The organism is Monashia sp. NPDC004114, assembly GCF_053603855.1.
The window spans coordinates 131623-155518 of sequence record NZ_JBSGGK010000008.1 but is presented as its reverse complement, the minus strand read 5'-3'; the positions used below and the strand labels follow the sequence as shown (position 1 = coordinate 155518).

20 protein-coding genes are annotated in these 23896 nt (G+C 70.5%); 13 read left to right on the top strand and 7 right to left on the bottom strand.

All coding sequences use genetic code 11. The features are described from left to right. The first annotated feature begins 97 nt into the window (after positions 1–97). Positions 98–1756: an FAD-dependent oxidoreductase gene (locus ACWEOW_RS12565; RefSeq protein WP_452269540.1), complete on the top strand. Its 1659-nt coding sequence runs from the start codon at positions 98–100 to the stop codon at positions 1754–1756. Positions 1757–1811: 55 nt separating this feature from the next. Then, entirely contained in the window at positions 1812–3221 is a 1410-nt protein-coding gene (locus tag ACWEOW_RS12560; protein WP_452269539.1) for a sensor histidine kinase, read from the top strand. A gap of 46 nt (positions 3222–3267) precedes the next feature. Here ACWEOW_RS12560 and ACWEOW_RS12555 read toward each other — a convergent pair whose 3' ends face one another. Further along, a complete protein-coding gene (locus ACWEOW_RS12555) occupies positions 3268–3930 on the bottom strand; it encodes an MBL fold metallo-hydrolase (protein ID WP_452269538.1) in 663 nt (220 codons plus the stop codon). Between the two features lie 3 nt (positions 3931–3933). Beyond that, positions 3934–4638: a maleylpyruvate isomerase family mycothiol-dependent enzyme gene (locus ACWEOW_RS12550; RefSeq protein WP_452269537.1), complete on the bottom strand. Its 705-nt coding sequence runs from the start codon at positions 4636–4638 to the stop codon at positions 3934–3936. A gap of 87 nt (positions 4639–4725) precedes the next feature. Here ACWEOW_RS12550 and uvrA point away from each other — a divergent pair, with 87 nt between their 5' ends. The 11 genes from uvrA to ACWEOW_RS12495 all read left to right on the top strand — a co-directional run bounded on the left by uvrA (position 4726) and on the right by ACWEOW_RS12495 (position 17342). Further along, complete coding sequence (gene uvrA, locus ACWEOW_RS12545; RefSeq protein ID WP_452269536.1) at positions 4726–7818, top strand: excinuclease ABC subunit UvrA; 3093 nt, start codon at positions 4726–4728, stop codon at positions 7816–7818. Then, complete coding sequence (locus ACWEOW_RS12540; protein ID WP_452269535.1) at positions 7815–8381, top strand: Rieske (2Fe-2S) protein; 567 nt, start codon at positions 7815–7817, stop codon at positions 8379–8381. The genes uvrA and ACWEOW_RS12540 overlap by 4 nt, the downstream gene beginning before the upstream one ends. 110 nt (positions 8382–8491) lie before the next feature. Further along, positions 8492–10549 carry an excinuclease ABC subunit UvrC gene (gene uvrC / locus ACWEOW_RS12535; RefSeq protein ID WP_452269534.1) on the top strand — a complete coding sequence of 686 codons (2058 nt, stop codon included), beginning with the start codon at positions 8492–8494 and terminating at the stop codon, positions 10547–10549. Beyond that, positions 10546–11463 carry an RNase adapter RapZ gene (gene rapZ, locus ACWEOW_RS12530; RefSeq protein ID WP_452269533.1) on the top strand — a complete coding sequence of 306 codons (918 nt, stop codon included), beginning with the start codon at positions 10546–10548 and terminating at the stop codon, positions 11461–11463. Before uvrC ends, rapZ begins: the two co-directional genes overlap by 4 nt. Next, positions 11460–12428: a gluconeogenesis factor YvcK family protein gene (locus ACWEOW_RS12525; protein ID WP_452269532.1), complete on the top strand. Its 969-nt coding sequence runs from the start codon at positions 11460–11462 to the stop codon at positions 12426–12428. The genes rapZ and ACWEOW_RS12525 overlap by 4 nt, the downstream gene beginning before the upstream one ends. A 40-nt stretch (positions 12429–12468) precedes the next feature. Continuing rightward, positions 12469–13449: a DNA-binding protein WhiA gene (gene whiA, locus ACWEOW_RS12520; protein ID WP_452269531.1), complete on the top strand. Its 981-nt coding sequence runs from the start codon at positions 12469–12471 to the stop codon at positions 13447–13449. 153 nt (positions 13450–13602) lie between these two features. Further along, on the top strand, positions 13603–14607 hold the full coding sequence (gene gap, locus ACWEOW_RS12515; RefSeq protein ID WP_452269530.1) for a type I glyceraldehyde-3-phosphate dehydrogenase: 1005 nt from the start codon (positions 13603–13605) through the stop codon (positions 14605–14607). Between the two features lie 8 nt (positions 14608–14615). Continuing rightward, positions 14616–15824 carry a phosphoglycerate kinase gene (locus ACWEOW_RS12510; RefSeq protein WP_452269529.1) on the top strand — a complete coding sequence of 403 codons (1209 nt, stop codon included), beginning with the start codon at positions 14616–14618 and terminating at the stop codon, positions 15822–15824. After that, a complete protein-coding gene (gene tpiA, locus ACWEOW_RS12505) occupies positions 15824–16636 on the top strand; it encodes a triose-phosphate isomerase (protein WP_452269528.1) in 813 nt (270 codons plus the stop codon). The genes ACWEOW_RS12510 and tpiA overlap by 1 nt, the downstream gene beginning before the upstream one ends. A gap of 97 nt (positions 16637–16733) precedes the next feature. Beyond that, positions 16734–16979, top strand: coding sequence for a preprotein translocase subunit SecG (secG, locus tag ACWEOW_RS12500; protein WP_452269527.1), 246 nt, complete (start codon positions 16734–16736; stop codon positions 16977–16979). A 12-nt stretch (positions 16980–16991) separates the two neighbouring features. Further along, complete coding sequence (locus ACWEOW_RS12495) at positions 16992–17342, top strand: RNA polymerase-binding protein RbpA (RefSeq protein ID WP_452269526.1); 351 nt, start codon at positions 16992–16994, stop codon at positions 17340–17342. A gap of 80 nt (positions 17343–17422) precedes the next feature. On the opposite strand, the gene pgl is transcribed toward ACWEOW_RS12495, so the two are convergent. The 5 genes from pgl to tal form a co-directional block, all read right to left on the bottom strand. Then, entirely contained in the window at positions 17423–18172 is a 750-nt protein-coding gene (pgl, locus tag ACWEOW_RS12490; RefSeq protein ID WP_452269525.1) for a 6-phosphogluconolactonase, read from the bottom strand. Continuing rightward, on the bottom strand, positions 18169–19449 hold the full coding sequence (locus tag ACWEOW_RS12485; RefSeq protein WP_452269524.1) for a glucose-6-phosphate dehydrogenase assembly protein OpcA: 1281 nt from the start codon (positions 19447–19449) through the stop codon (positions 18169–18171). The genes pgl and ACWEOW_RS12485 overlap by 4 nt, the downstream gene beginning before the upstream one ends. Continuing rightward, on the bottom strand, positions 19446–20987 hold the full coding sequence (gene zwf / locus ACWEOW_RS12480) for a glucose-6-phosphate dehydrogenase (RefSeq protein ID WP_452269523.1): 1542 nt from the start codon (positions 20985–20987) through the stop codon (positions 19446–19448). Before zwf ends, ACWEOW_RS12485 begins: the two co-directional genes overlap by 4 nt. Further along, complete coding sequence (locus ACWEOW_RS12475; RefSeq protein ID WP_452269522.1) at positions 20984–22630, bottom strand: glucose-6-phosphate isomerase; 1647 nt, start codon at positions 22628–22630, stop codon at positions 20984–20986. Before ACWEOW_RS12475 ends, zwf begins: the two co-directional genes overlap by 4 nt. Positions 22631–22772: 142 nt before the next feature. Next, positions 22773–23885 (bottom strand): transaldolase, encoded by a 1113-nt coding sequence (tal, locus tag ACWEOW_RS12470; protein ID WP_452269521.1) that lies wholly within the window; start codon positions 23883–23885, stop codon positions 22773–22775. Positions 23886–23896: the final 11 nt, after the last annotated feature.

The window sequence follows — 23896 nt, the reverse complement described above, 5'->3', positions numbered from 1 at the left end:
CAGGTCGAGTGACCGCCCCGTCCCACCCACCTCACATCGGCGGACGGACTTCGGCGAGTCAGCGGACGTGCGGGCGCGTCACTCGTACGCTGAGCCGGTGAGCAAGCCGACCATCCTCACGGTCGACGACGACCCACCCGTCTCGGCTGCCATCGCGCGCGACCTGCGCGCCCGTTATGGTGCGGCCCACCGCGTCGTGCGTGCCCAGTCCGGCGCAGAGGCCCTCGACATCATCAAGCGCCTCGCGCTCCGGGACCAGCCGCTCGCTCTCGTCGCATCCGACCAGCGGATGCCCGGGATGACCGGCATCGAGCTGCTGGCGCAGGTCCGCGAGCTGGCGCCCGACGCGAAGCTGCTGCTGCTGACGGCATATGCCGACACCGAGGTCGCGATCCAGGCGATCAACGACATCGGGCTCGACCACTACCTCCTCAAGCCGTGGGACCCACCCGAGGAGCGCCTCTACCCCGTCGTCGACGACCTGCTCGGCGACTGGCACAACGCTCACCCCGAGCACACGGGTGACGTCCGCGTCGTCGGCCACCGCTGGTCGGAGCACAGCCACGAGGTCAAGACGTTCCTCACCAGCAACCACGTCCCCTACGTCTGGTACGACGTCGAGCTGGACGCGGAGGGCACGCGGTTGCTCGACCTGTCCGGTGCCCCGCCGTCGGATCTGCCCCTGGTGCTCATCCCCGACCGGGACACACTGTGCGGGCCCTCGCTGGTCGACCTCGCGACCGCACTGGGGCTGCGCACCCGCGCGGAGCGCGACATCTACGACGTGTGCATCGTCGGAGGCGGACCGGCCGGTCTCGCCGCCGCGGTGTATGCCGCATCAGAAGGTCTCAGCACCGTCGTCGTCGAGCACGCCGCCCCCGGGGGACAGGCTGCGCAGAGCGCGGCCATCGAGAACTACCTCGGATTCCCACGGGGGCTCACCGGCTCTGATCTCGCCGCGCGGGCCATCGCGCAGGTCCAGCGGTTCGGGGCCGAGATGGTCCTGGCCCGGGACGTCGTCGCGCTCGAGTCGAGAGGCCCGGTGCGGGCCGTACGTGTCGAGGGAGGCGACGACATCGAGGCTCGAAGCGTCATCCTCGCCACCGGGGTCTCGTACCGCAGACTCGAGGCCGATGGCGTGGCCGCCCTCGTCGGCCGGGGTGTCTACTACGGCGCCAACGCGAGCGAGGCGTCCCAGTGCGCCGGCGACGAGGTCTACATCGTGGGCGCGGCCAACTCGGCCGGCCAGGCCGCGCTCAACATCGCGCGGTTCGCGAAGCGCGTCACGCTCGTGGTGCGCGGCGATTCGCTCGAGGCCTCGATGTCGCAGTATCTCGTGGAGCGGATCGTCGCGTCGGAGGTCATTGACGTCCGCACGCGTACGGAGGTGGTGGGAGCCGCGGGAGACGGACATCTGGAGTCGCTCACCCTGGCCGACCGCCACGACGGGAGTACGTTCCAGGTCCCCGCCTCCTGGCTGTTCGTCTTCATCGGCGCTTCGCCGCGGACCGACTGGCTCGGCGGTGACGTCGCACGTGACGAGCACGGCTTCATCGTCACCGGGCAGGACCTCGTCCGTGAGACGGCGGGAGCCTCGTGGTCCCTTCCCCGGCCTCCTTTCGCGTTGGAGACGAGCCTGCCCGGAGTCTTCGCAGCCGGTGACGTCCGGCTCGACTCGATGAAGCGGGTGGCGTCCGCGGTGGGGGAGGGTGCGATGTCCGTCTACTTCGTGCACCGCTATCTCGCCACGGTCTGACCTGTCGGACGAGCTTCGGATGAGAGCCGGATGAGAGCCGGATGAGGAGCGAGCAATGATCACCCGGGCAGACCTTCGAGCGATCGCCCTGTTCACCGGTCTCAGCGACGCCCAGCTCGACGAGCTGCTCGAGGCAGCCGACGAGTCGCCCATCGTCCCCGGCGAGGTCCAGTTCGTCGAGGGGCAGCACGCCGACTACTGGTGGGTCCTGCTCGACGGCGCTCTCGAGCTCGTCCGCCGGATCGGCCGCGAGGACGTGGTGGTCGGGCGGATGGACGTTCCCGGCCGCTGGGCCGGCGGCTTCCGCGCGTGGGACGAGAACGGTGTCTATCTCGCGACGGCACGGGGCGTGTCCCCCGGCCGCCTGCTCAAGCTCCCCGCGCCGCGTCTCCATGAGCTGATGAACGCGTGGTTCCCGCTCGGCGGGCATCTCGTCGCCGGGTTGTACGGGACGGCGCGCTCGATCGAGGCGACGGCCCGGCAGCGCAGCGCTCTCGTCACGCTCGGCACCCTGGCTGCCGGCCTCGCCCACGAGATCAACAACCCGGCTTCCGCGGCCAGCCGCTCCGCGGCGGAGCTCGAGGAAGCCCTCGCCGGCGCACTCGGCTCGCTGCAGCAGATGGCGGACGGAGACCTCTCGCCATACCAGTTCACGGCACTCGACGGCCTGCGGCACGAGCTCACGCCACCGGCGCTGCAGCCCGGCGCGCCACCCGACGCGCTCGAGCTCGCAGACCGGGAGGAGGAGCTCGGCGACTGGCTCGAGGATCACGACGTGCCGCGCTCCTGGGCCCTGGCCCCGACGCTCGCCGCCGCAGGCGCCCGGGTCGACTGGTGCGAGAAGGTGGCGAGCGCGGTTCCCCCCGCCGCCCTCGTCGCGGCAGTCTCCTGGGTGGCGAGCACCGTGGCGGCGACATCCCTGCTCGCCGAGGTCAGAGAGTCGACGCGTCGGGTCTCCGAGCTTGTCGGCGCGATCAAGTCCTACTCCCAGATGGACAAGGCCTCGTTCCAGCTCATCGAGGTGCGGGATGGCATCGAGAGCACGCTGCTGGTGCTCGGCCCGAAGCTGCGTGGCGGAGTGACCGTGGTGCGGGACTGGGGCACCGACGTGCCGTCGATCGAGGCGATGCCCGGGGAGCTCAACCAAGTGTGGACGAACCTGATCGACAACGCCGTCGACGCCATGGAGGGCTCCGGCACGCTGACGGTGACGACGCGGCGCGACGGACACGGCGTATGTGTCGAGATCGGTGACACCGGCCCCGGGCTGAGCCGGGAGGCGAAGGAGCGGGCCTTCGAGGCCTTCTTCACGACCAAGGGCGTGGGCAAGGGCACCGGTCTGGGACTCGACATCGCGCGGCGGATCGTGGTCGAGCGGCACGGCGGAACCATCGAGATCGAGTCGGAGCCGGGCGACACGCGCTTCCGGGTCCGGCTGCCGGGCGGGGGCACCCGGGGTTCGTGACAAGCCGAGGGGCGCGACGGCATACGCCGTCGGGGTCTCCTGAGTCTCACCAGCGCCGGGCGCGCCACTCCTCGAGATGGGGCCGCTCGGCGCCGAGCGTCGAGTCGTTGCCGTGGCCGGGGTAGAACCACGTGTCGTCGTCGTAGACGTCGAAGACGCGCGTCGTGACGTCCTCGATGAGGGCGTCGAAGCTCTGCCCGGGGTTCTTGGTGTTGCCGATGCCGCCGGGGAACAGGCTGTCTCCGGTGAACAGGTGCGTGTGCCCGTGCGGGTCGTCGTACGCGAGCGCGATCGAGCCCGGGGTGTGACCTCTGAGATGGATGACGTCCAGCGTCACGTCACCGAAGGTGAGGGTGTCGGCCTGGCCCACGCGCTGGTCGACGACGATCGGCAGGTCGTCGGCGTCGTCCGCGCCGGCGACCGTTCGAGCGCCGGTCGCCGTGGCCACCTCGGCCAGCGCGCGCGCGTGGTCGCCGTGCCGGTGTGTCGTCACCAGCACGTCGAGGCCGGCACCCCCTGAAGCGATGAGCTCGAGGATCCGACGTGCCTCGTCGGCGGCGTCGACGAGCAGCTGGGCACCGGTGGCCCGGCAGGTCAGCAGGTACACGTTGTTGTCGAAGGAGGACACCGACAGCTTGCGGATCGTCAGGTCTTCGAGCTCCCGCACGTCGACCGGCCCGCCAGGAGACACCTTGCCCGTATAGCCCATCGGTCAGCCCCCGAACGGCAGGACCGGCACCGGGCCGTCGAAGGTCACGCCGTCGGTCCTGCTCCGAGCGATCCAGGTCAGGACCGCCGCCTGCGGGCCCGCGACCTGGGTCGTCCCGGCGCCGATCACGAAGTGGCCGCCCTCGTCGGTGGTCACCGTGATCGCCGGTGGCTCGTCCTCGTTGCCGAGCCGTGCGACCGCGTCGGCAAGGAGCATCGCCACGACGTCGGCGGGCGCGTCGGCGAAGGTGTAGCCGGCATCGAGGTCCACATGGTGGTAGACGAGCTCGCGAAGGCGCAGGTAGGGCACACCGCCGACGGCGATGAGACGCTCGCCGCCCGGCGTGCGCGGGACGGTCAGCTCAGCATGCTCGGGCTGGAGGCTCTCGAGCCGGCCGGCGAGCCGAGCGGCCGACTCACGGACGTCGGCCGTCTGGTCGGCCGCCGGGCGTCCGGCTCCCGCCTCGATCTCGGTGTCGCGTGACTCGTTGCTGTCGTACATCGACCCGGAGACGCCGTCGGTGGCGACGGCGCAGACCCGGGCGAGGGCGTCGGCGTTTCGCGCGATGTGGGTCAGGACGTGACCGCGCGACCAGCCCTCGCAGATCGAGGGCGCCGAGACGGCGAGGTCGTCGAAGGAGGCTGCGGTCGCGACGACGCGCTCGGTCTCGGCGGCCACCAGGGCCGGGGTCACGTCAGCTGGCTGCATGGTCCGAGTATGCCGCCTGGCAGGCGGGGGCGGTCGTGGCTCCCTCCGGACAGATCGCATTCGGCGTTGTCGGTGGCCGCACCTAGCATGTTGCGCGTGACTGTAATGCCCACCGGCAACCCCCACTCCCTGGTCGTCCGCGGAGCCCGCGAGCACAACCTCCGCGACATCTCCGTCGACCTTCCCCGAGACAGTCTCATCGTCTTCACCGGGCTCTCCGGGTCGGGCAAGTCGAGCCTCGCGTTCGACACGATCTTCGCCGAGGGCCAGCGACGCTACGTCGAGTCGCTGTCGGCCTACGCCCGGCAGTTCCTCGGGCAGATGGACAAGCCGGACGTCGACTTCATCGAGGGCCTCTCGCCGGCGGTGTCGATCGACCAGAAGTCGACCAACCGCAACCCGCGGTCGACCGTCGGCACCATCACCGAGGTCTATGACTATCTCCGGCTCTTGTTCGCGCGCGCCGGGCGTCCGCACTGCCCCGTGTGTGGTGAGCCGGTCACCCGCCAGTCCCCGCAGCAGATCGTCGACCAGCTGCTCACCCTCGAGGACCGCACCCGGTTCCAGGTGCTCGCGCCGGTCGTGCAGGGTCGCAAGGGTGAGTTCGTCGACCTCTTCGGCGAGCTCCAGACCAAGGGCTTCTCACGCGCCCGGGTCGATGGCGAGGTCATCTCGCTGACCGAGCCTCCGGCCCTCGAGAAGCAGAAGAAGCACACCATCGAGGTCGTCGTCGACCGGCTCGTGGCCAAGGGCGACGACGCCGGCGCCAAGCGGCGCCTGACGGACTCGGTCGAGACCGCCCTGGGCCTCGCCGGTGGGATCGTGCTCGTCGACTTCGTGGACCGCGACCCGAAGGACAAGGACCGCGAGCGTCGCTTCTCCGAGAAGATGGCCTGCCCCAACAACCACCCGCTCGGCATGGACGAGATCCAGCCGCGGTCGTTCTCGTTCAACTCGCCCTTCGGCGCGTGCACCACCTGCACCGGCATCGGCACCGAGCTCGAGGTCGACCCGGAGCTCGTCGTGCCCGACGACGAGCTGACCCTCGCCGAGGGCGCCATCCAGCCGTGGGCCCAGGGCTCCGGTTCCGCGGAGTACTTCCAGCGCGTCCTGTCCGCCCTCGCCGAGGACATGAAGTTCTCGATGGACGTCCCCTGGCGTGCGCTGCCGGCGCGGGCCAAGGAGGCCGTGCTCCACGGGCAGAACTACAAGGTCCACGTGCGCTACAAGAACCGCTACGGCCGGGACCGGTCCTACACGACGGGCTTCGAGGGCGCGGTGCCGTTCATCAAGCGTCGCCACGCCGAGACCGACAGCGAGTGGAGCCGCGAGCGCTACGAGGGGTACATGCGCGAGGTGCCGTGCCCGGCCTGCAAGGGCGCCCGGCTCAAGCCCGAGTCGCTCGCGGTGCTCGTCGGCGGGAAGAACATCTCGGACGTCTGCGGGCTCGCGATCAGCGAGGCTGCCGGGTTCCTCGACAACGTCGACTTCACCGTGCGGGAGCAGCAGATCGCCGAGCGCGTCATCAAGGAGATCGACGCGCGGCTCGGCTTCCTGCTCGACGTCGGGCTCGACTACCTGTCGCTCGACCGGCCGGCGGGCACGCTCTCCGGCGGCGAGGCGCAGCGGATCCGGCTGGCCACCCAGATCGGCTCTGGCCTCGTCGGAGTCCTCTATGTCCTCGACGAGCCCTCGATCGGCCTGCACCAGCGCGACAACCACCGGCTCATCGAGACGCTGACGCGGCTGCGCGACCTCGGCAACACCCTCATCGTCGTCGAGCACGACGAGGACACGATCGCGACCGCCGACTGGGTCGTCGACATCGGTCCCGGCGCAGGCGAGCACGGCGGCAAGGTGGTGCACTCCGGCACCGTCCAAGGGCTCCTCGAGCACGCCGACTCGCTGACCGGGATGTACCTCTCCGGGCGGCGCGAGATCCCGACGCCGCCGGTGCGCCGGGGACACGACGGACGCATCCTCACGGTCACCGGGGCACGCGAGAACAACCTTCGCGACATCGACGTCAGCTTCCCGCTCGGCAACCTCGTCGCGGTCACCGGGGTGTCCGGTTCCGGCAAGTCGACGCTCGTCAACGACATCCTCTTCAACGTCCTCGCCAACAAGCTCAACGGCGCTCGCCACGTGCCGGGACGGCACAAGTCCGTCGCCGGCCTCGACCAGCTCGACAAGGTCGTGCACGTCGACCAGAGCCCGATCGGGCGCACCCCGCGGTCGAACCCTGCCACGTACACCGGCGTCTTCGACAACATGCGCAAGCTCTTCGCCGAGACGACGGAGGCCAAGATCCGCGGCTACCAGCCCGGGCGGTTCTCCTTCAACGTCAAGGGCGGTCGCTGCGACGCGTGCTCGGGGGACGGCACGATCAAGATCGAGATGAACTTCCTGCCTGACGTCTACGTCCCGTGCGAGGTGTGCCACGGGGCCCGGTACAACCGTGAGACGCTCGAGGTGCACTTCAAGGGCAAGACGATCGCCGACGTCCTCGACATGCCGATCGAGGAGGCCGCGACCTTCTTCGAGGCGGTGCCCGCGATCTCGCGTCACCTCAAGACCCTCAACGACGTCGGGCTCGGCTACGTGCGCCTCGGCCAGCCCGCACCCACCCTCTCCGGCGGGGAGGCCCAGCGGGTCAAGCTCGCCAGCGAGCTGCAGAAGCGCTCCACCGGACGCACCATCTACGTCCTCGACGAGCCGACCACCGGCCTGCACTTCGAGGACATCCGCAAGCTCCTCGACGTGCTGCAGGGCCTGGTCGACAAGGGCAACACCGTCATCGTCATCGAGCACAACCTCGACGTCATCAAGAATGCCGACTGGATCATCGACCTCGGCCCAGAGGGCGGTTCCGGAGGTGGTCTGGTCATCGCCGAAGGCACGCCGGAGGACGTCGCCCAGGTCGAGGCGAGCCACACCGGCCGGTTCCTGCGCCCGATCCTCGAGCGCACTGCCCGCACGACGTCGCGGGAGAAGGCGCCTGCGGGTTCACAGCCCGGTGGCGGCAAACGCACAGCGGCCACGCGCACGATGTCGAGCAAGGCGAGCGGTCGCACCCGAGGAGGTGCCACCACCGCCGCTGCGAAGAAGAGCTCCTCGGGCACCACCGTGAGCAAGGCCCGGGCTACGAGGAGCACGACGACCCGGAAGAGGAACGCATGACACAGCGCCCCCAGCGCACGCCGTCCGACCCCACCGAGCCGATCCTCAGCACTTCTGTCCAGCAAGGCGTCGCCCCCGCGCGCCGCGACCGCGCGGCGGGCGCGTCCGTGCTCATGGACCGCCGCGGCATGCTCGCGGCGACGGTCGTGGTCGGGAGCGCCGGCGCGCTCGCCGCCTGCAGCAGCCCACCCGTGGTAGCCGAGCCCGCGCCGCCGGCGTCGGGGAGCTCCGCCACGCCGACGGACGGGGCGTCGGGCCAGCCGCAGACCCCCGCGCCTGCCGGCACCCCGACCTCCGACATCCCCGTCGGCGGAGGCAAGATCTTCCCCGACGAGCAGGTGGTCGTGACCCAGCCGACGGCCGGCCAGTTCAAGGCCTTCTCGGCGGTCTGCACGCACCAGGGCTGCATCGTGGGGGAGATCAGCGGCGGGCAGATCATCTGTCCCTGCCACGCGAGCCACTTCGACATCAGCACCGGCGCGCCGACGCCCGACAGCCTGGCTCAGAGCCCGCTCCCGGCCAAGAACGTCACCGTCACCGGCACCACGTTCACCGTGAGCTGACCCGCCCGCGACGCTCCGAGCCGGTGCCGTCGAGGTATGCCGTCCGGGCATGCCGTCCGGTGGTAGACCGCCGTGCCGGTGCCGTCGGTGCCGCGACATAGGGTGGAGTCGTGCCGGACCCGACGACCTACCGACCTAAGCCGGGGGAGATCCCGACCGACCCGGGCGTCTACCGGTTCCGTGACACCCACGGCCGCGTCATCTACGTCGGCAAGGCCAAGTCGTTGCGCCCTCGGCTGTCGTCCTACTTCCAGGACATCACCGCGCTGCACGCGCGCACCGCCACGATGGTGACCACGGCGGCGTCGGTGGAGTGGACCGTCGTGCGCACGGAGGTCGAGGCGCTGCAGCTCGAGTACTCCTGGATCAAGGAGTTCGACCCGCGCTTCAACGTCAAGTACCGCGACGACAAGTCGTACCCGTTCCTCGCGGTGACGATGGGAGAGGAGTTCCCTCGGGCCCAGGTCATGCGCGGTGCCAAGCGCAAGGGCACCCGGTACTTCGGGCCGTACGGCCACGCCTGGGCGATTCGCGAGACCCTCGACCTGCTCCTCAGGGTTTTCCCTCTGCGTACCTGCTCCTCAGGGGTGTTCAAGCGGGCGGCGGCGAGTGGACGCCCGTGCCTGCTCGGCTATATCGACAAGTGCTCGGCGCCCTGTGTCGGGCGCGTCACAGCCGACGAGCACCGAGCCATCGCCGAGGACTTCTGCGACTTCATGGCAGGCAACACGACGCGGTTCGTCAGGCGGCTCGAGCGGCGGATGCACGACGCGGCCTCCGAGCTCGAGTTCGAGGAGGCGGCCCGGCTGCGCGACGACATCGCTGCGCTGACCAAAGCCCTCGAGAAGCAGGCGGTCGTGCTCGGCGACGCGACCGACGCCGACGTGTTCGCTCTGGCCGACGACGAGCTCGAGGCGGCCGTCCAGGTGTTCCACGTCCGCGGTGGGCGGATCCGGGGCCAGCGCGGGTGGGTCGTCGAGAAGGAGAGCGAGGACCTCCCACTGCTCGTCGAGCACCTCCTTCAGCAGGTCTACGGCGACGCCGACCGCGACTCGATCCCGCGGGAGGTGCTGGTGCCCGTGATGCCTCCCGACGCGGACGCCGTCTCGGAGTGGCTCGGCTCGGTGCGCGGATCCGCCGTGAGCGTCCGAGTGCCCCAGCGCGGTGACAAGCGCACGCTCATGGAGACCGTCCGCCGCAACGCCGAGCAGTCACTTGCGCGGCACAAGGTGGCCCGTGCCGGCGACCTCACCCTGCGCAGCCAGGCGCTTCAGGAGCTGCAGGACTTCCTCGGCCTCGACGAGGCACCACTGCGCATCGAGTGTTACGACGTGAGCCACGTCCAGGGCACCAATGTCGTCGCCTCGATGGTCGTCTTCGAGGACGGCGTCGCCCGCAAGAGCGAGTACCGCCGCTTCATCGTGCGCGGCGCGGCAACCGACGACGGCGTCGCGACGGTCGACGACACCGCGGCGATGCGCGAGGTGCTCACCCGGCGCTTCCGGCGGTACCTCGAGGAGGCGGAAGGAGCCGGGGACCTCGACCTGTCCACCGGCGTCGTCGGCGCCTCCGACCCGGCCGACCAAGCCGATGGGCGCGCCGGTGACGACGACGGCGGCGATCTCGACAGCGGCACTGCCTCGGGCCCGATCGACCCCGAGACCGGCCGGCCCCGGCGTTTCGCGTACCCACCGAGCCTCGTCGTCGTCGACGGCGGCCTACCCCAGGTGAACGCCGCCCAGGCGGTCCTCGACGAGCTCGGCATCGAGGAGGTCGCGCTGGTCGGACTCGCCAAGCGGCTCGAGGAGGTGTGGCTGCCCCGCACCGAGCACCCGGTGATCCTGCCGCGCACGAGCGAGGGCCTCTACCTGCTGCAGCGGCTTCGTGACGAGGCGCACCGGTTCGCGATCACCTTCCACCGCCAGCGCCGGTCGAAGGCGATGACGACCTCCCAGCTCGACGGCATACCCGGGCTCGGCGAGAGCCGGCAGAAGGCGCTGCTCAGGCACTTCGGGTCCGTCAAGCGACTCCGCGCCGCCGATGCGAACGACATCATGGCGGTGCCGGGCATCGGCAAGTCGCTTGCCTCGGCCATCGTGACCCACTTGGCTGAAGGGGCACCACCGGAGCCAGCCGTGAACCTCACGACGGGAGAAGTGCTCGAATGACAGCTGACCTCAGTCCGAGCCAGCCGGCATCCTTGGCCGACGCTCCGATCGTGATCGTCACGGGCATGAGCGGCGCCGGTCGCAGCACGACGGCGAACGTCCTCGAGGACCTCGGGTGGCTGGTCGTCGACAACCTCCCTCCACAGCTGCTGACCCACCTCGCCGAGCTGCGCGACCAGGCCCGAGCACAGAACCCCGACGCCACGCTCCAGCAGGTCGCGGTCGTCGTGGACGTCAGGGCGCGCGGCTGGTTCGCCCAGCTCGAGGGTGCCATCGCCGCGGCCCGCGAGCGCGGTGAGCGGCCGAGTCTGGTCTTCCTCGACGCGACCGACGAGGCGTTGGTCCGTCGTTTCGAGAGTGTCCGGCGGCCGCACCCGCTGCAGGGCGACGGGCGGCTGCTCGATGGCATCCAGCGCGAGCGGCAGATGCTGCTTGACCTCCGCTCGTCTGCCGACGTCGTCATCGACAGCTCCGGGCTCAACGTGCACCAGCTGAGCGCCAAGCTGTCGTCGCTGTTCGCCGGGGACCGCAAGGTGCAGCTGCGGATCGCCGTCATGTCGTTCGGATTCAAGTACGGCCTGCCGCTGGATGCCGATGTCGTGTTCGACATGCGTTTCCTGCCCAACCCGTACTGGGTGCCCGAGCTGCGACCCCTGACCGGGCGGGACGCACCGGTCGCCGAGTTCGTCATGAAGCAGCCCGGGGCCGAGGAGTTCCTCGACAAGGCCCACGACCTGCTGACCACGATGGTCGACGGCTACGTCCGCGAAGGTCGGCGCTACGTCACCGTCGCTGTCGGCTGCACCGGTGGCAAGCACCGGTCGGTCGCCGTGTCCGAAGCGCTCAGCGCTCGTCTCGGCGACCGCAAGAGCGTCGACACCTTCGTCGTGCACCGAGACCTCGGACGCGAGTGACGCCGCCGAGGGGACCGTTCGTCCCGCCGCACCAGCGTCGCATCGTCGCCCTCGGCGGCGGGCACGGCCTCGCGGCCGCGCTCACCGCGCTTCGCCTGCTCACCGACCACGTCACCGCCGTCGTCACGGTCGCCGATGACGGCGGCTCCAGCGGGCGGCTCCGCAAGGAGTTCGACGTGCTGCCGCCCGGCGACCTGCGGATGGCGCTGTCCGCGCTCTGCGACGACAGCGACTGGGGCCACACCTGGCGCGATGTCCTGCAGCACCGCTTCGCCGGCACGGGCGAGCTGAACGGCCACGCGCTCGGCAACCTCATGATCGTGTCGATCTGGGAGCTGCTGGGCGATCCGGTCCGTGGGCTCGACCTCGTCGGCCGGCTGCTGGGAGCCCGCGGACGCGTGCTGCCGATGGCGGCCGAGCCGCTGGAGATCGTTGCCGAGATCGTCGGTCACGACCCGGACCGACCCGGACAGGCTGTCGAGGTCCGCGGCCAGCATCTCGTCGCCTCGTCGCCCGGCAGCGTCAGGTCGATCGGGATCCTCCCGACCTGCCCAGCACCCTGCCCCGAGGCACTCGCTGCCGTCACCGACGCGGACTGGGTCATGCTCGGCCCTGGCTCCTGGTTCACCTCGGTCATGCCACACCTGCTGGTGCCCGACCTCGCCGATGCGCTCGTAGCGACGCCGGCCAAGCGCCTGCTCAACCTCAACCTCGAGGTGCACAAGGGGGAGACCCGGGACTTCCGCGCCGAGGACCATCTGGCCTCGCTGGCGGCCAACGCCCCTGACCTTCGGCTCGACGTGGTCCTTGCCGACCCGAGTGCGGTCGCGGACGACTCGTCGCTGCGTGCCGCGGCGGCCGAGGTGGGGGCCGAGCTGGTCGTCGCGCCGGTAGCCGCTCGCCGCGAGCCGGGGGTCCACGACCCGCTGCGGCTGGCGGCCGCGCTGCGCGACGTCATCTCCTGACCGGCCGAAGGTGCTTGATCGGGGTGGCAGGATGTCCCGCATGGCGATGACAGCGAAGGTGAAGGACGAGCTCTCGCGTCTCGAGGTCACCAAGCCCTGTTGTCGCAAGGCCGAGGTGTCCACGATGCTGCGGTTCGCCGGCGGCCTGCACATCATCGGCGGACAGATCGTCGTCGAGGCCGAGCTCGACACCGCGAACGCCGCACGCCGCCTCCGGCGAAACATCACCGAGGTCTACGGCCACAAGAGTGACGTCCTTGTCCTGGCGGCGGGCGGTCTGCGCCGCGGCTCGCGCTACGTGGTCCGCGTCGTCGAGGAGGGCGCCACGCTGGCGCGCCAGACCGGCCTGGTCGACACGCGCGGCCGACCCGTCCGCGGTCTCCCGCCGAAGGTCGTCAGCGCGGCGACGTGCGACTCCGAGGCGGCCTGGCGCGGCGCGTTCCTCGCCCACGGCTCGCTGACCGAGCCCGGCCGGTCGTCGGCCCTCGAGATCACCTGCCCCGGCCCCGAGGCGGCCCTCGCCCTCGTCGGAGCGGCCCGTCGCCTCGGCATCCAGGCCAAGGCCCGCGAGGTGCGGGGGGTGGACCGTGTGGTCATCCGCGACGGCGACGCCATCGGGGCGATGCTGACCCGGCTCGGCGCCCACGACGCCGTGCTGGCCTGGGAGGAGCGACGCATGCGCCGCGAGGTGCGAGCCACCGCCAACCGCCTGGCCAACTTCGACGACGCGAACCTTCGCCGCTCCGCGCGGGCCGCCGTCGCGGCGGGGGCACGGGTAGAGCGCGCCATGGAGCTGCTCGGTGACGACATCCCGGACCACCTGCGCGAGGCGGGTGTGCTGCGCCTGGAGCACAAGCAGGCGAGCCTGGAGGAGCTGGGACAGCTGGCCAAGCCGCCGATGACCAAGGACGCGGTCGCCGGCCGGATCCGCCGGCTTCTTGCCATGGCGGACAAGCGGGCCGAGGAGCTCGGCGTCCCAGGCACGGATGCGAACCTCACTCCGGAGATGCTCGAGGGCTGAGCGCCTGCTCACCAAGGCCTGAGACTGGCGCCTCGGGCGTAGACCGTACCGACTAGGGTGGGCGGTGATCGCGGTCGCAACGGCGCGGCCCATGGTCTGACATCCCGTCCGACAACCAGTCCGACACAGTCTTACCGAAGAGGTGCTTGAGCAGTGACCGTTCGCGTTGGTATCAACGGCTTTGGCCGCATCGGCCGCAACTTCTTCCGCGCCGCCCTGGCGTCCGGCGCCGACATCGAGGTCGTGGCGACCAACGACCTCATGGACAACAAGACGCTGGCCCACCTTCTCAAGTACGACTCGATCCTCGGCCGCTTCCCTGGTGAGGTGACCTACGACGAGTCGTCGATCAGCGTGGACGGCAAGGCGATTCGCGTCTTCGAGGAGCGCGACCCGGCCGCGATCGACTGGGCGGGCGTGGGTGCTGACGTCGTCGTCGAGTCGACCGGCTTCTTCACCGACGCCACCAAGGCCAAGGCGCACGTCGACGCCGGCGCCAAGAAGGTCATCATCTCCGCGCCGGCCAAGAACGAGGACATCACCATCGTCATGGGCGTCAATGACGACCTGTACGACCCGGCCGCCCACACGGTGATCTCGAACGCCTCGTGCACGACGAACTGTCTTGCTCCGATGGCCAAGGCTCTGCACGACGAGTTCACGATCGTCAAGGGCCTCATGACGACGATCCACGCGTACACGCAGGACCAGAACCTCCAGGACGCACCGCACCGCGACCTGCGCCGCGCCCGCGCCGCTGCGCTCAACATCGTCCCCACCTCGACGGGCGCGGCCAAGGCGATCGGCCTCGTGCTGCCCGACCTCAAGGGCAAGCTGGACGGCTTCGCGCTGCGCGTCCCCGTGCCCACCGGCTCGGCGACCGACCTGACCTTCGAGGCGGGCCGCGAGACGACCGTCGAGGAGGTCAACGCCGCGGTCAAGGCCGCTGCCGAGGGCCCGCTCAAGGGCTACCTCACCTACACCGAGGACGAGATCGTGTCCAAGGACATCGAGACCGACCCCTCCTCGTGCATCTTCGACGCCGGCCTGACCAAGGTCATCGGCAACCAGGTCAAGGTCGTCGGCTGGTACGACAACGAGTGGGGCTACTCCAACCGCCTCGTCGACATCGTCAAGCTCGTCGGTTCCTCGCTCTGAGGGCGCCGGTGAAGACGATCAAGGACCTCGGCGACCTGCGCGGCAAGCGCGTTCTCGTCCGGTCCGACCTCAACGTGCCCTTGGACGGCACCACGATCACCGACGACGGCCGCATCCGCGCGTCCGCACCGACGATCAAGGCCCTCACCGAGGCCGGCGCCCGCGTGATCGTGTGCGCCCACCTGGGACGGCCGAAGGGGGCCCCCGAGGCCAAGTACTCCCTGGCACCCGTCGCCCAGCGTCTCGGTGAGGTGCTCGGGCAGCCGGTCGCTTTCGCCGAGGACACCGTCGGCGAGGCGGCCCAGGCCAAGGTGGGGGCGCTCGAGGACGGCCAGGTCCTGCTGCTCGAGAACCTCCGGTTCAACCCGGGGGAGACCGCCAAGACCGATGAGGAGCGCGCTGGCTTCGCGGCCGAGCTGGCTTCTCTGGCAGACGCGTTCGTCTCGGATGGTTTCGGCGTGGTGCACCGCAAGCAGGCGTCCGTCTACGACGTCGCCCGGCTCCTTCCGCACGCCACGGGCGGGCTGGTGCAGACCGAGGTCGACGTCCTGCGTCGGCTGACGCACGACCCCGAGCGTCCGTATGCCGTCGTGCTCGGTGGCGCCAAGGTCTCCGACAAGCTCGGCGTGATCGGCAACCTGCTCGGCACGGCCGACCGCCTCCTCATCGGGGGCGGCATGGTCTTCACCTTCCTCGCGGCCAAGGGGCTCGAGGTGGGCAAGAGCCTGCTCGAGGCCGACCAGATCGACACGGTCAAGGGCTACCTCGACCGTGCCGAGCGCGAGGGCATCGAGATCGTCCTGCCGGTCGACATCGTGGTGGCCGACGCGTTCAGCGCCGACGCCGCGCACGAGGTCGTCGGGGTCGACGCGATCCCGGCCGACCGGATGGGCCTGGACATCGGCCCGGCGTCGAGCGCCCTGTTCGCCGAGAAGCTCGCCGACTGCCGCACGGTCTTCTGGAACGGCCCGATGGGCGCGTTCGAGATGGCGCCGTATGCCGCCGGCACCGAGGCCGTGGCGCGCACCCTCGTCGAGGTGACCAAGGGCGGCGCCCTGACGGTCGTGGGTGGCGGTGACTCCGCCGCTGCCGTCCGCCAGCTCGGCTTCGCCGACTCGGACTTCGGACACATCTCGACCGGCGGCGGGGCCAGCCTCGAGTACCTCGAGGGCAAGGAGCTGCCCGGGCTCACGGTTCTCGAGGAGGGCGACGCCTGATGGCGAGCGACACCTCACCGGTCGGGCGCGTCCCGCTGATGGCCGGAAACTGGAAGATGAACCTCGACCACCTGCAGGCGACCCACCTCGTGCAGAAGCTCGACTGGACGCTACGGGACGCCAAGCACGACCACACGGCGGTCGAGGTGGCGGTGCTCCCTCCGTTCACCGACCTGCGGTCGGTCCAGACGCTCATCGAGGGCGACAAGCTGGACCTCAAGTACGGCGCCCAGGACCTCTCCCCGCACTCCTCGGGGGCCTACACCGGTGACATCTCGGGGGCGTTCCTGGCCAAGCTGGGCTGCACCTACGTCGTCATCGGGCACAGCGAGCGCCGCGAGGGTCACGACGAGACCGACGCCGTGGTCGCCGCGAAGGTCAAGGCGGCATACGCCCACGGCCTGACTCCGATCCTGTGCTGCGGCGAGCCGCTCGCCATCCGCAAGGAGAACGGCCAGGTCGAGCACGTCGTCACGCAGCTGCGAGCCGCGCTCGACGGCATCACCAAGGACCAGGCTGCCTCGGTCGTCATCGCCTACGAGCCGATCTGGGCGATCGGCACCGGCGAGGTCGCGACGCCTGAGGACGCCCAGGAGGTGTGTGCGGCGATCCGCACGCTCCTGGCCGAGCTGTACAGCGGCGACGTCGCCGACGGCATTCGCATCCTCTACGGCGGCAGCGTCAAAGCCTCCAACGTGGCCGCGATCATGGCCCAGGAGGACGTCGACGGCGCCCTCGTCGGTGGTGCGTCCATCGATCCGGCCGAGTTCGCGTCCATCTGCCGGTACCGCGATCACGTGACGGCCGGCTGACCGGCGTTCGGCCGATGGGGCTCGGGGCAGGTATCCTGTCCCGAGCCCCCGAAATCGTGGCCGACTGGCCCGAAACCCGACGATTTGGAGTGACCACGTGGATGCCGTGCGCATCGTGCTGCAGGTCCTGCTGGTGCTGACCAGCCTGGTCCTGACCCTGTTCATCCTGCTGCACAAGGGCAAGGGTGGTGGCCTGTCCGACATGTTCGGCGGGGGCATGTCGACGTCCCTCGGTGGCTCGTCCGTCGCCGAGCGCAACCTCGACCGCTTCACCGTGGCCGTGGCGCTCGTGTGGTCCACCGCAATCATCGGCCTGGGTATCCTGGCCCGCTTCCAGAGCTGAGGGGACGGCTAGATGGCCAGCGGAAACGCCATTCGCGGAAGCCGGGTCGGCGCGGGTCCGATGGGTGAGGCCGAGCGCGGCGACGCCGCGCCCAGGGTCTTCGTGTCGTACTGGTGCGCCAACGGGCACGAGACCCGGCCGAGCTTCGCAGAGGAGCCCGGCATGGTGCTCCCCGAGAACTGGGACTGCCCGCGCTGCGGCTTCCCGGCGGGCCAGGACAAGGACAACCCGCCCGCACCGCCGAAGGTCGAGCCGTACAAGACCCACCTGGCCTACGTGAAGGAGCGCCGCAGCGACGCCGACGGCGCCGCCATCCTCGACGAAGCCCTCGCGTCCCTGCGCGAACGCGGCCTCATCCAGTAGCCGACCGTCTCCCGGTGCCGGCCAGCCGCCTCAGTCGAGTTCTCGACTGACGTGGCCGGTCGGTTTCGTGGCGTTCGGCCCTAGTCGGCGATCCGGTCCGGCACCTTCGCGGCCGCGTCGGTGTCGAGCAGCCAGAGCGTCGTCGTCTCACCGCGCAGCCCGCAGGCTGGGATGTCCCAGCGCTGGGTCCCGGGCGTCAGCGCCGCCGCGACCGCGTCGGCCTTGTCCGAGCCCGAGACGAGGAACCACACCTCGTGGCTGCGTTCGAGGCATTCGAACGTCAGGGACACCCGGTCCGCGGGTGGCTTGGGGGAGTCGTGCACCGCGACCGCGAGGGTGCCCATGACCTCACATGCGGGATGGTGAGGGAACAGCGACGCGATGTGCCCGTCGGGCCCCACGCCGAGCAGCACGACGTCGAACTCGCCCTGACCGTGCTCACGCACCGTCTCGCCGTATGCCGCAGCGCTGGCCTCGGCGCTCTCCGATGTGTCGGGCCCGGCGACCCGATGCACTTTGGCCGGGTCCAGGCCTAGTGACATCAGGCCCGCGTCGTCATTCTGGCGGTCGTTGCGCTGCGGGTCGCCTGAGGGCAGGTAGCGCTCGTCTCCCCACCAGACCCGCACCCGTGACCAGTCCACCGCGGAGCGGGCCGGGATCCGGGTCAGGGACGCGATGATCGCCGAACCCATCGACCCGCCGGTCAGCGCGAGCTGCGCCTCCGGCTTCTGGCTCTGGGCATCGATGATCGCGGTGACCAGTCGCGCCGCCGCAGCGTCGGCGAGCGGCTGCTTGCCGGGATGGACGACGACCCGGGGGCCGGCGCTCACGAGCTCGCCTTCTTGGCGGTGGTAGCGCGCCGCGCCCGCGTCGTGCTCTTCGCTGTGCTCTGGGCGGGCGCCTCAGAACCCGAGGAGTCGCTGCTCACAGCCTTGGCATCGGTCGTCGTCGCGCTGGACTTGCGGGCCTTGGCGGTCTCCTTCTCGCGCGGAGTGCGCTTGCCGGCCAGCTTGCGAACCGTTGCGGCACGCACCTGCTCCGTGCCGGCCGTCTCGGGCGCCGGTGGCGCGGTGATCATCGCGCTGGCGTCCTGAGCGGTCTCGTCGCGGCTGAGCCGTGCGGCGAGCCGGCGCGACGCGGCGGGGTCGGGGGCCTTGCCGGACTTCGCGGCCGCAGCCGCCGTGAGCCGCGCCGGTGCGAGGCCCTCGAGCCCGTGGAGCAGGGCGTCCTCGTACGTCTCGTCGGGGTCGAGGCGGCGCAGCTCGTCCGCGAGGATCTCCGGCATCTCCCGCCGCGGGAGGCTGATCCGGCGGGCGGGCTGGCCGAACTGTGACAGCGTCGCCACGACATCCCCGGGCCGGACGAGGTCGATCGGTCCGCTCTTGCGCTCGAGCCGCACGGAGCTGATGCCCGACCCACGCGGGGTGGAGACCCGGCTCACCGGAACCTTGAGCCGTCGAGAGAGCCAGGCCGCAAGGAGGTCGGTCGACGGAGAGTCCGGGGCGCCCGCGACGACGGCGCCGCTGATCGGCTCGTAGGGCGGCTGGTCCATGGCGGCAGCAAGCAGGCCGCGCCACCGGGTCAGCCTGGTCCACGACAGGTCCGTGTCGCCGGGCGAGTAGTTGGTCGCTCGCTTCTTGAGCATGAACCGCGGGTTCCGGTGCTCCGCGGCGTCGGTGATGCGACGCTGTGCCATGGCGCCGATCGGGTCAGCCGCGACGTCGTCGGGGGCCTTGCCCGGCCACCAGGCGACGATGGGGGAGTCGGCGAGCAGCAGCGGCACGACGACGCTCGGGCCGTGGTTCGCCAGCGGCCCGTAGAGGCGCAGGACGACGATCTCGCTGGCGCCGGCGTCGCCCCCGAGGCGGATCTGGGCATCGAGCCGGTTCTTGCCGCGACGGTCGCCCGGGATGACGACGATGATGCGGCAGGGATGCTGGCGGCTCGCGTGGTTCGCCACGTCGATGGCCACACTCGCGTCGGTTTCGTCGATGACGACGACCAACGTGAGCACCCGGCCCAGCGCCATGGCGCCGACCTCGTTGCGCAGCCGGACGAGCGTCTTGCTGACGGCGGTCGTGGTGGTGTCGGTGAGGTCCCTGATCACGGCATCCTCCACGTGCGTCCGTCTTTGGCGAGCATGTCGTCCGCGCACGGCGGCCCCCACGTGCCAGCGGCATACTGCTGCGGCTTGCCGTTCTTGGCCCAGTGCCGGATGAGCGGGTCGAGGATCTGCCAGGACAGCTCGACCTCCTCGTGGCGGGGAAACAGCGGCGGGTCGCCGAGCAGCACGTCGAGGATGAGGCGTTCGTACGCCTCGGGCGACGCCTCGGTGAACGCCGAGCCGTAGCCGAAGTCCATCGTCACGTCGCGCACCTCCATCTGCGCCCCCGGCACCTTGGAGCCGAACCTGATGGTGACACCCTCGTCGGGCTGGACGCGGATGACGATCGCGTTCTGGCCGAGCTCGTCGGTGGCCGTGTGCTCGAAGGGCAGGTGCGGAGCGCGTTTGAAGACGACGGCGATCTCGGTGACGCGCTTGCCGAGGCGCTTGCCGGCTCGCAGGTAGAACGGCACCCCGGCCCAGCGGCGGGTGTCGACCTCGAGGGTCACGGCCGCGAACGTCTCGGTCGTGGACGTCGGCTTGACACCGTCCTCCTGGAGGTAGCCGACGACCTCCTCGGCGCCCTGCCAGCCCGCGGCATACTGCCCCCGGGCCGCGCCCTTGTCGAGGTCACGGGGCAACCGCACCGCCGAGAGCACCTTCTCCTTCTCCGCGCGCAGGTCGCGCGCGTCGAACGAGACCGGCTCCTCCATGGCGGTCAGCGCCAACAGCTGGAGCAGGTGGTTCTGGATCACGTCGCGAGCCGCGCCGATGCCGTCGTAGTAGCCTGCGCGCCCGGCGATGCCGATGTCCTCGGCCATCGTGATCTGCACGTGGTCGACGTAGTTGGCGTTCCACACGGGCTCGAAGAGCTGGTTCGCGAAGCGCAGCGCCAGCAGGTTCTGGACCGTCTCCTTGCCCAGGTAGTGGTCGATGCGGAAGACCGCGTCGGGCGGGAAGACGCCTTCGACGATCTCGTTGAGCTGCTGCGCGCTCTTGAGGTCGTGGCCGAACGGCTTCTCGATGATGACCCGGCGCCAGCTGTCGCCCTCGGCGTGGGTGAGCCCGCAGCGCTTCAGCTGCTCGCAGACCTGGGCGAAGAACCCCGGCGGGATCGACAGGTAGAACGCGTGGTTGCCGCCGGTGCCTCTGTCGCGGTCCAGCTCGTCGACCGTCTTGGCGAGCAGGTCGAAGGCAGCCGGGTCGTCGAACGTCCCCGGGACGAACCGGAAACCCTCGGAGAGGTTGCGCCAGACGTCCTCGCTGAACGGCGTGCGGGCGTACTGCTTGACCGCGTCGTGCACGACCTGCCCGAAGTCCTGCGTGGCCCAGTCACGACGGGCGAAGCCGATGAGGGAGAACCCGGGAGGCAGCAGGCCCCGGTTGGCGAGGTCGTAGATCGCCGGCATGAGCTTCTTGCGGGCGAGGTCGCCGGTCACACCGAAGAGCACGAGGCCACACGGTCCGGCGATCCGGGGGAGCCGTTTGTCTCTGGGGTCGCGAAGAGGGTTGAGGCCGTGGGCGACTCGCGCCGGACTCATCCACGGTCCCCTGTGGCGAGGGCGGCCCGCAGCTGGGCCAGCCCGGCGTCGTGGTCAGTGAGGTGCAGCTGCAGGACCGGCCGCCCGTGGTCGGCCAGCACCGCCGCGTCGCCTCCCGCCTGCGCGGCGATGAAGTCGCCGAACGAGAAGTCGCGCCCGGGGATGGGGAGGTCCTGCTTCGGAGCCGCCGTCACCTGGAGGTAGACGCCGACGGCGGGCCCGCCCTTGTGGAACTGGCCGGTCGAGTGGAGGAAGCGCGGTCCCCATCCGAACGTCGTCGGGCGCTCGGTGCGGCGGGCGAGCTCGCTGCGGCACTGCGCCAGGTCGGCGTCGCCGAGGCGGTCGAGGTACGCCATGACGGCGACGTACCCGTGCTGGGGGTCGAGCTGGGCGAACAGCGCGTCGAGGGCAGCGGCGACCGTGTCGGCGTCGCCGAGCCACCCGCTCGGGCCGCCCAGCGTCCGGATCTCGATGGCGCCGTCCGTGGCGGCGGGCGCTGCGCCAGAGCCGATCCCCTTGTCGAGCAGCTCGCGAGCGGCCTTCTTGGCGCTCTCGACGTCGGGCTGGTCGAAGGGGTTGATGCCAAGGAGGCGCCCCGCGACGGCGGTGGCGACCTCCCACAGCAGCAGCTGGGCACCGAGCGCGCCGCCGACGCGCACCTGGGAGACCGAGGCGTCGGCATCGGATCCGGTGGGGCCGTCGTCGTCGCCGACCAGCCGGGCCACGGTCACGTCGGCCGCAGGCCACCGCACCTCGGGGTCGTCATCGCGGGCGACGACCACCGGGAGTATGCCGGTGCCGTCCTTGCCGGTGGACTCGGCGATGAGCTGCTCGGCCCAGTCGGCGAACCCGATGATGCCGGAACCGTCGTCGACGAGGACCAGCTTGTCCCGCAACGGGGTCGTGCCACCGATCGCGGCACCGAGACGCAGGCCAGGGTTGGCGTCGTCGTCGGCTGCGAGAAGGTCGGCGACCGCCTCGGCCTCGTCGAGGAGGGCCTCGATGTCCACTCCCGCAAGGCCGCTCGGCACGAGGCCGAAAGCGGTCAGGGCAGAGTACCGGCCGCCGACGTCGGGGTCCGCGTTGACGACGCGGTATCCCTTGTCCCGGGACTCCTTGTCGAGCGGGCTGCCGGGGTCGGTGACGATGACGATCCGGCCGGCAGGGTCGATGCCGGCGTCGCTGAACGCCTGCTCGTAGGCGCGTCGCTGTGAGTCGGTCTCGACGGTCGAACCGGACTTGCTGGACACGACGACCACCGTGTGCTCGAGATCGTCGTCGAGCGCGCGCCGGACGTACTCGGGGTCCGAGGAGTCGAGCACGACGAGGTCCTTGCCGGCTGTCGCGCAGATGACCTCGGGGGCCAGCGACGACCCACCCATGCCGCAGAGCACGACGTGGGTCAGGCCTTGCTCAGCGAAGGTGTCGCGAAGCGCGGCCACCTCGCCCACGAGCGGTCGGGACGACCGGGGGAGACCCACCCAGGAGAGGCGGATCCGAGACTCGGCTTCGGCCTCCGGGCCCCAGAGGGTCGCGTCCTGCGAGAAGAGCCGGCTCGCGACGGCGTCGCCGACGAGGGCCGGCACGTGCGCCGCGATCGCGTCCGCCGCAGCCCCTGACGCGCTGACGGACAAGGAACTCATGAGCGACGACCTTCCTGAGAATGCCGCGGCGCCGGCGTGGCCTGGACGCAGCGCAGCGAGTGAGGAACGAGCGAGCGGAGCGGAGGAAGGGCACGCCCTGGAGGCGTCGCGGCGCGCGCCGCAGCGAAGCGAGGCGCCAATGTCATGCCCGCACCTTCTCCATCTCGATGGTCACGCCATCCATCAGCTCGCCCCATGCCTTCTCGAACTTCTCGACGCCCTCGTCCTCGAGCAGGTCGACGACCTCGGTGTAGGAGACGCCGATCGCGTCGAGGTCGTCGAGCACGGTGCTGGCCTCGGCGTACGTGCCGGTGATGGTGTCGCCGGTGATGTGGCCGTGGTCGGCGGTCGCCTCGAGCGTCTTCTCGGGCATGGTGTTGACGATGCCCGGCGCGACGAGCTCGGTGACGTACATCGTGTCGGGGTAGGCCGGGTCCTTGACGCCCGTCGAGGCCCAGAGCGGCCGCTGTGCGTTGGCGCCCTCGTCGGCCAGGCTCGTCCATCGGGGCGTGGAGAAGACCTCCTCGTACGCCTGGTAGGCGAGCCGGGCGTTGGCCACGCCCGCCTTGCCGCGCAGCGCCTTTGCCTCGTCGGTGCCGATCGCGTCGAGGCGCTTGTCGATCTCGGTGTCGACACGCGAGACGAAGAACGAGGCGACCGAGTGGATCTTCGACAGGTCCTTGCCGTCCGCGTGGGCCTTCTCGAGGCCCTCGAGGTAGGCGTTCATGACGGCGCGGTAGCGGTCGAGCGAGAAGATGAGCGTCACGTTGACGCTGATCCCCTCGGCGATCGTCGCGGTGATGGCGGGCAGGCCGGCCTTGGTCGCCGGGATCTTGATGAAGGCGTTCGCGCGGTCGACGGCGCCCGCCAGCTGTTTGGCCTGCGCGACGGTCTCGTCGGACTCGTGTGCGAGGTTCGGGTCGACCTCGATCGACACGCGACCGTCGACGCCGTCGGTCGCCTCGTAGACCGGCATGAAGAGGTCGCACGCGTCGCGCACGTCGCTCGTGGTCAGCTCGAACACGACCTCGGCGGCGCTCTTGCCCTGCGCCGTCAGCGCGGCCAGGTCGTCGTTGTAGCGGTCGCCCTTGGACAGCGCCGCCTGGAAGATCGACGGGTTGGACGTGACGCCGACGACGTTGCGCTCCTTGATGAGGTCGGTGATCCGCCCCGTCTCGAGGAGGTCGCGGGACAGGTCGTCGAGCCAGATCGAGACTCCCGCGTCGGACAGGGCCTGGGTGTTCGGGTTGGTCATGGTGTCACTTC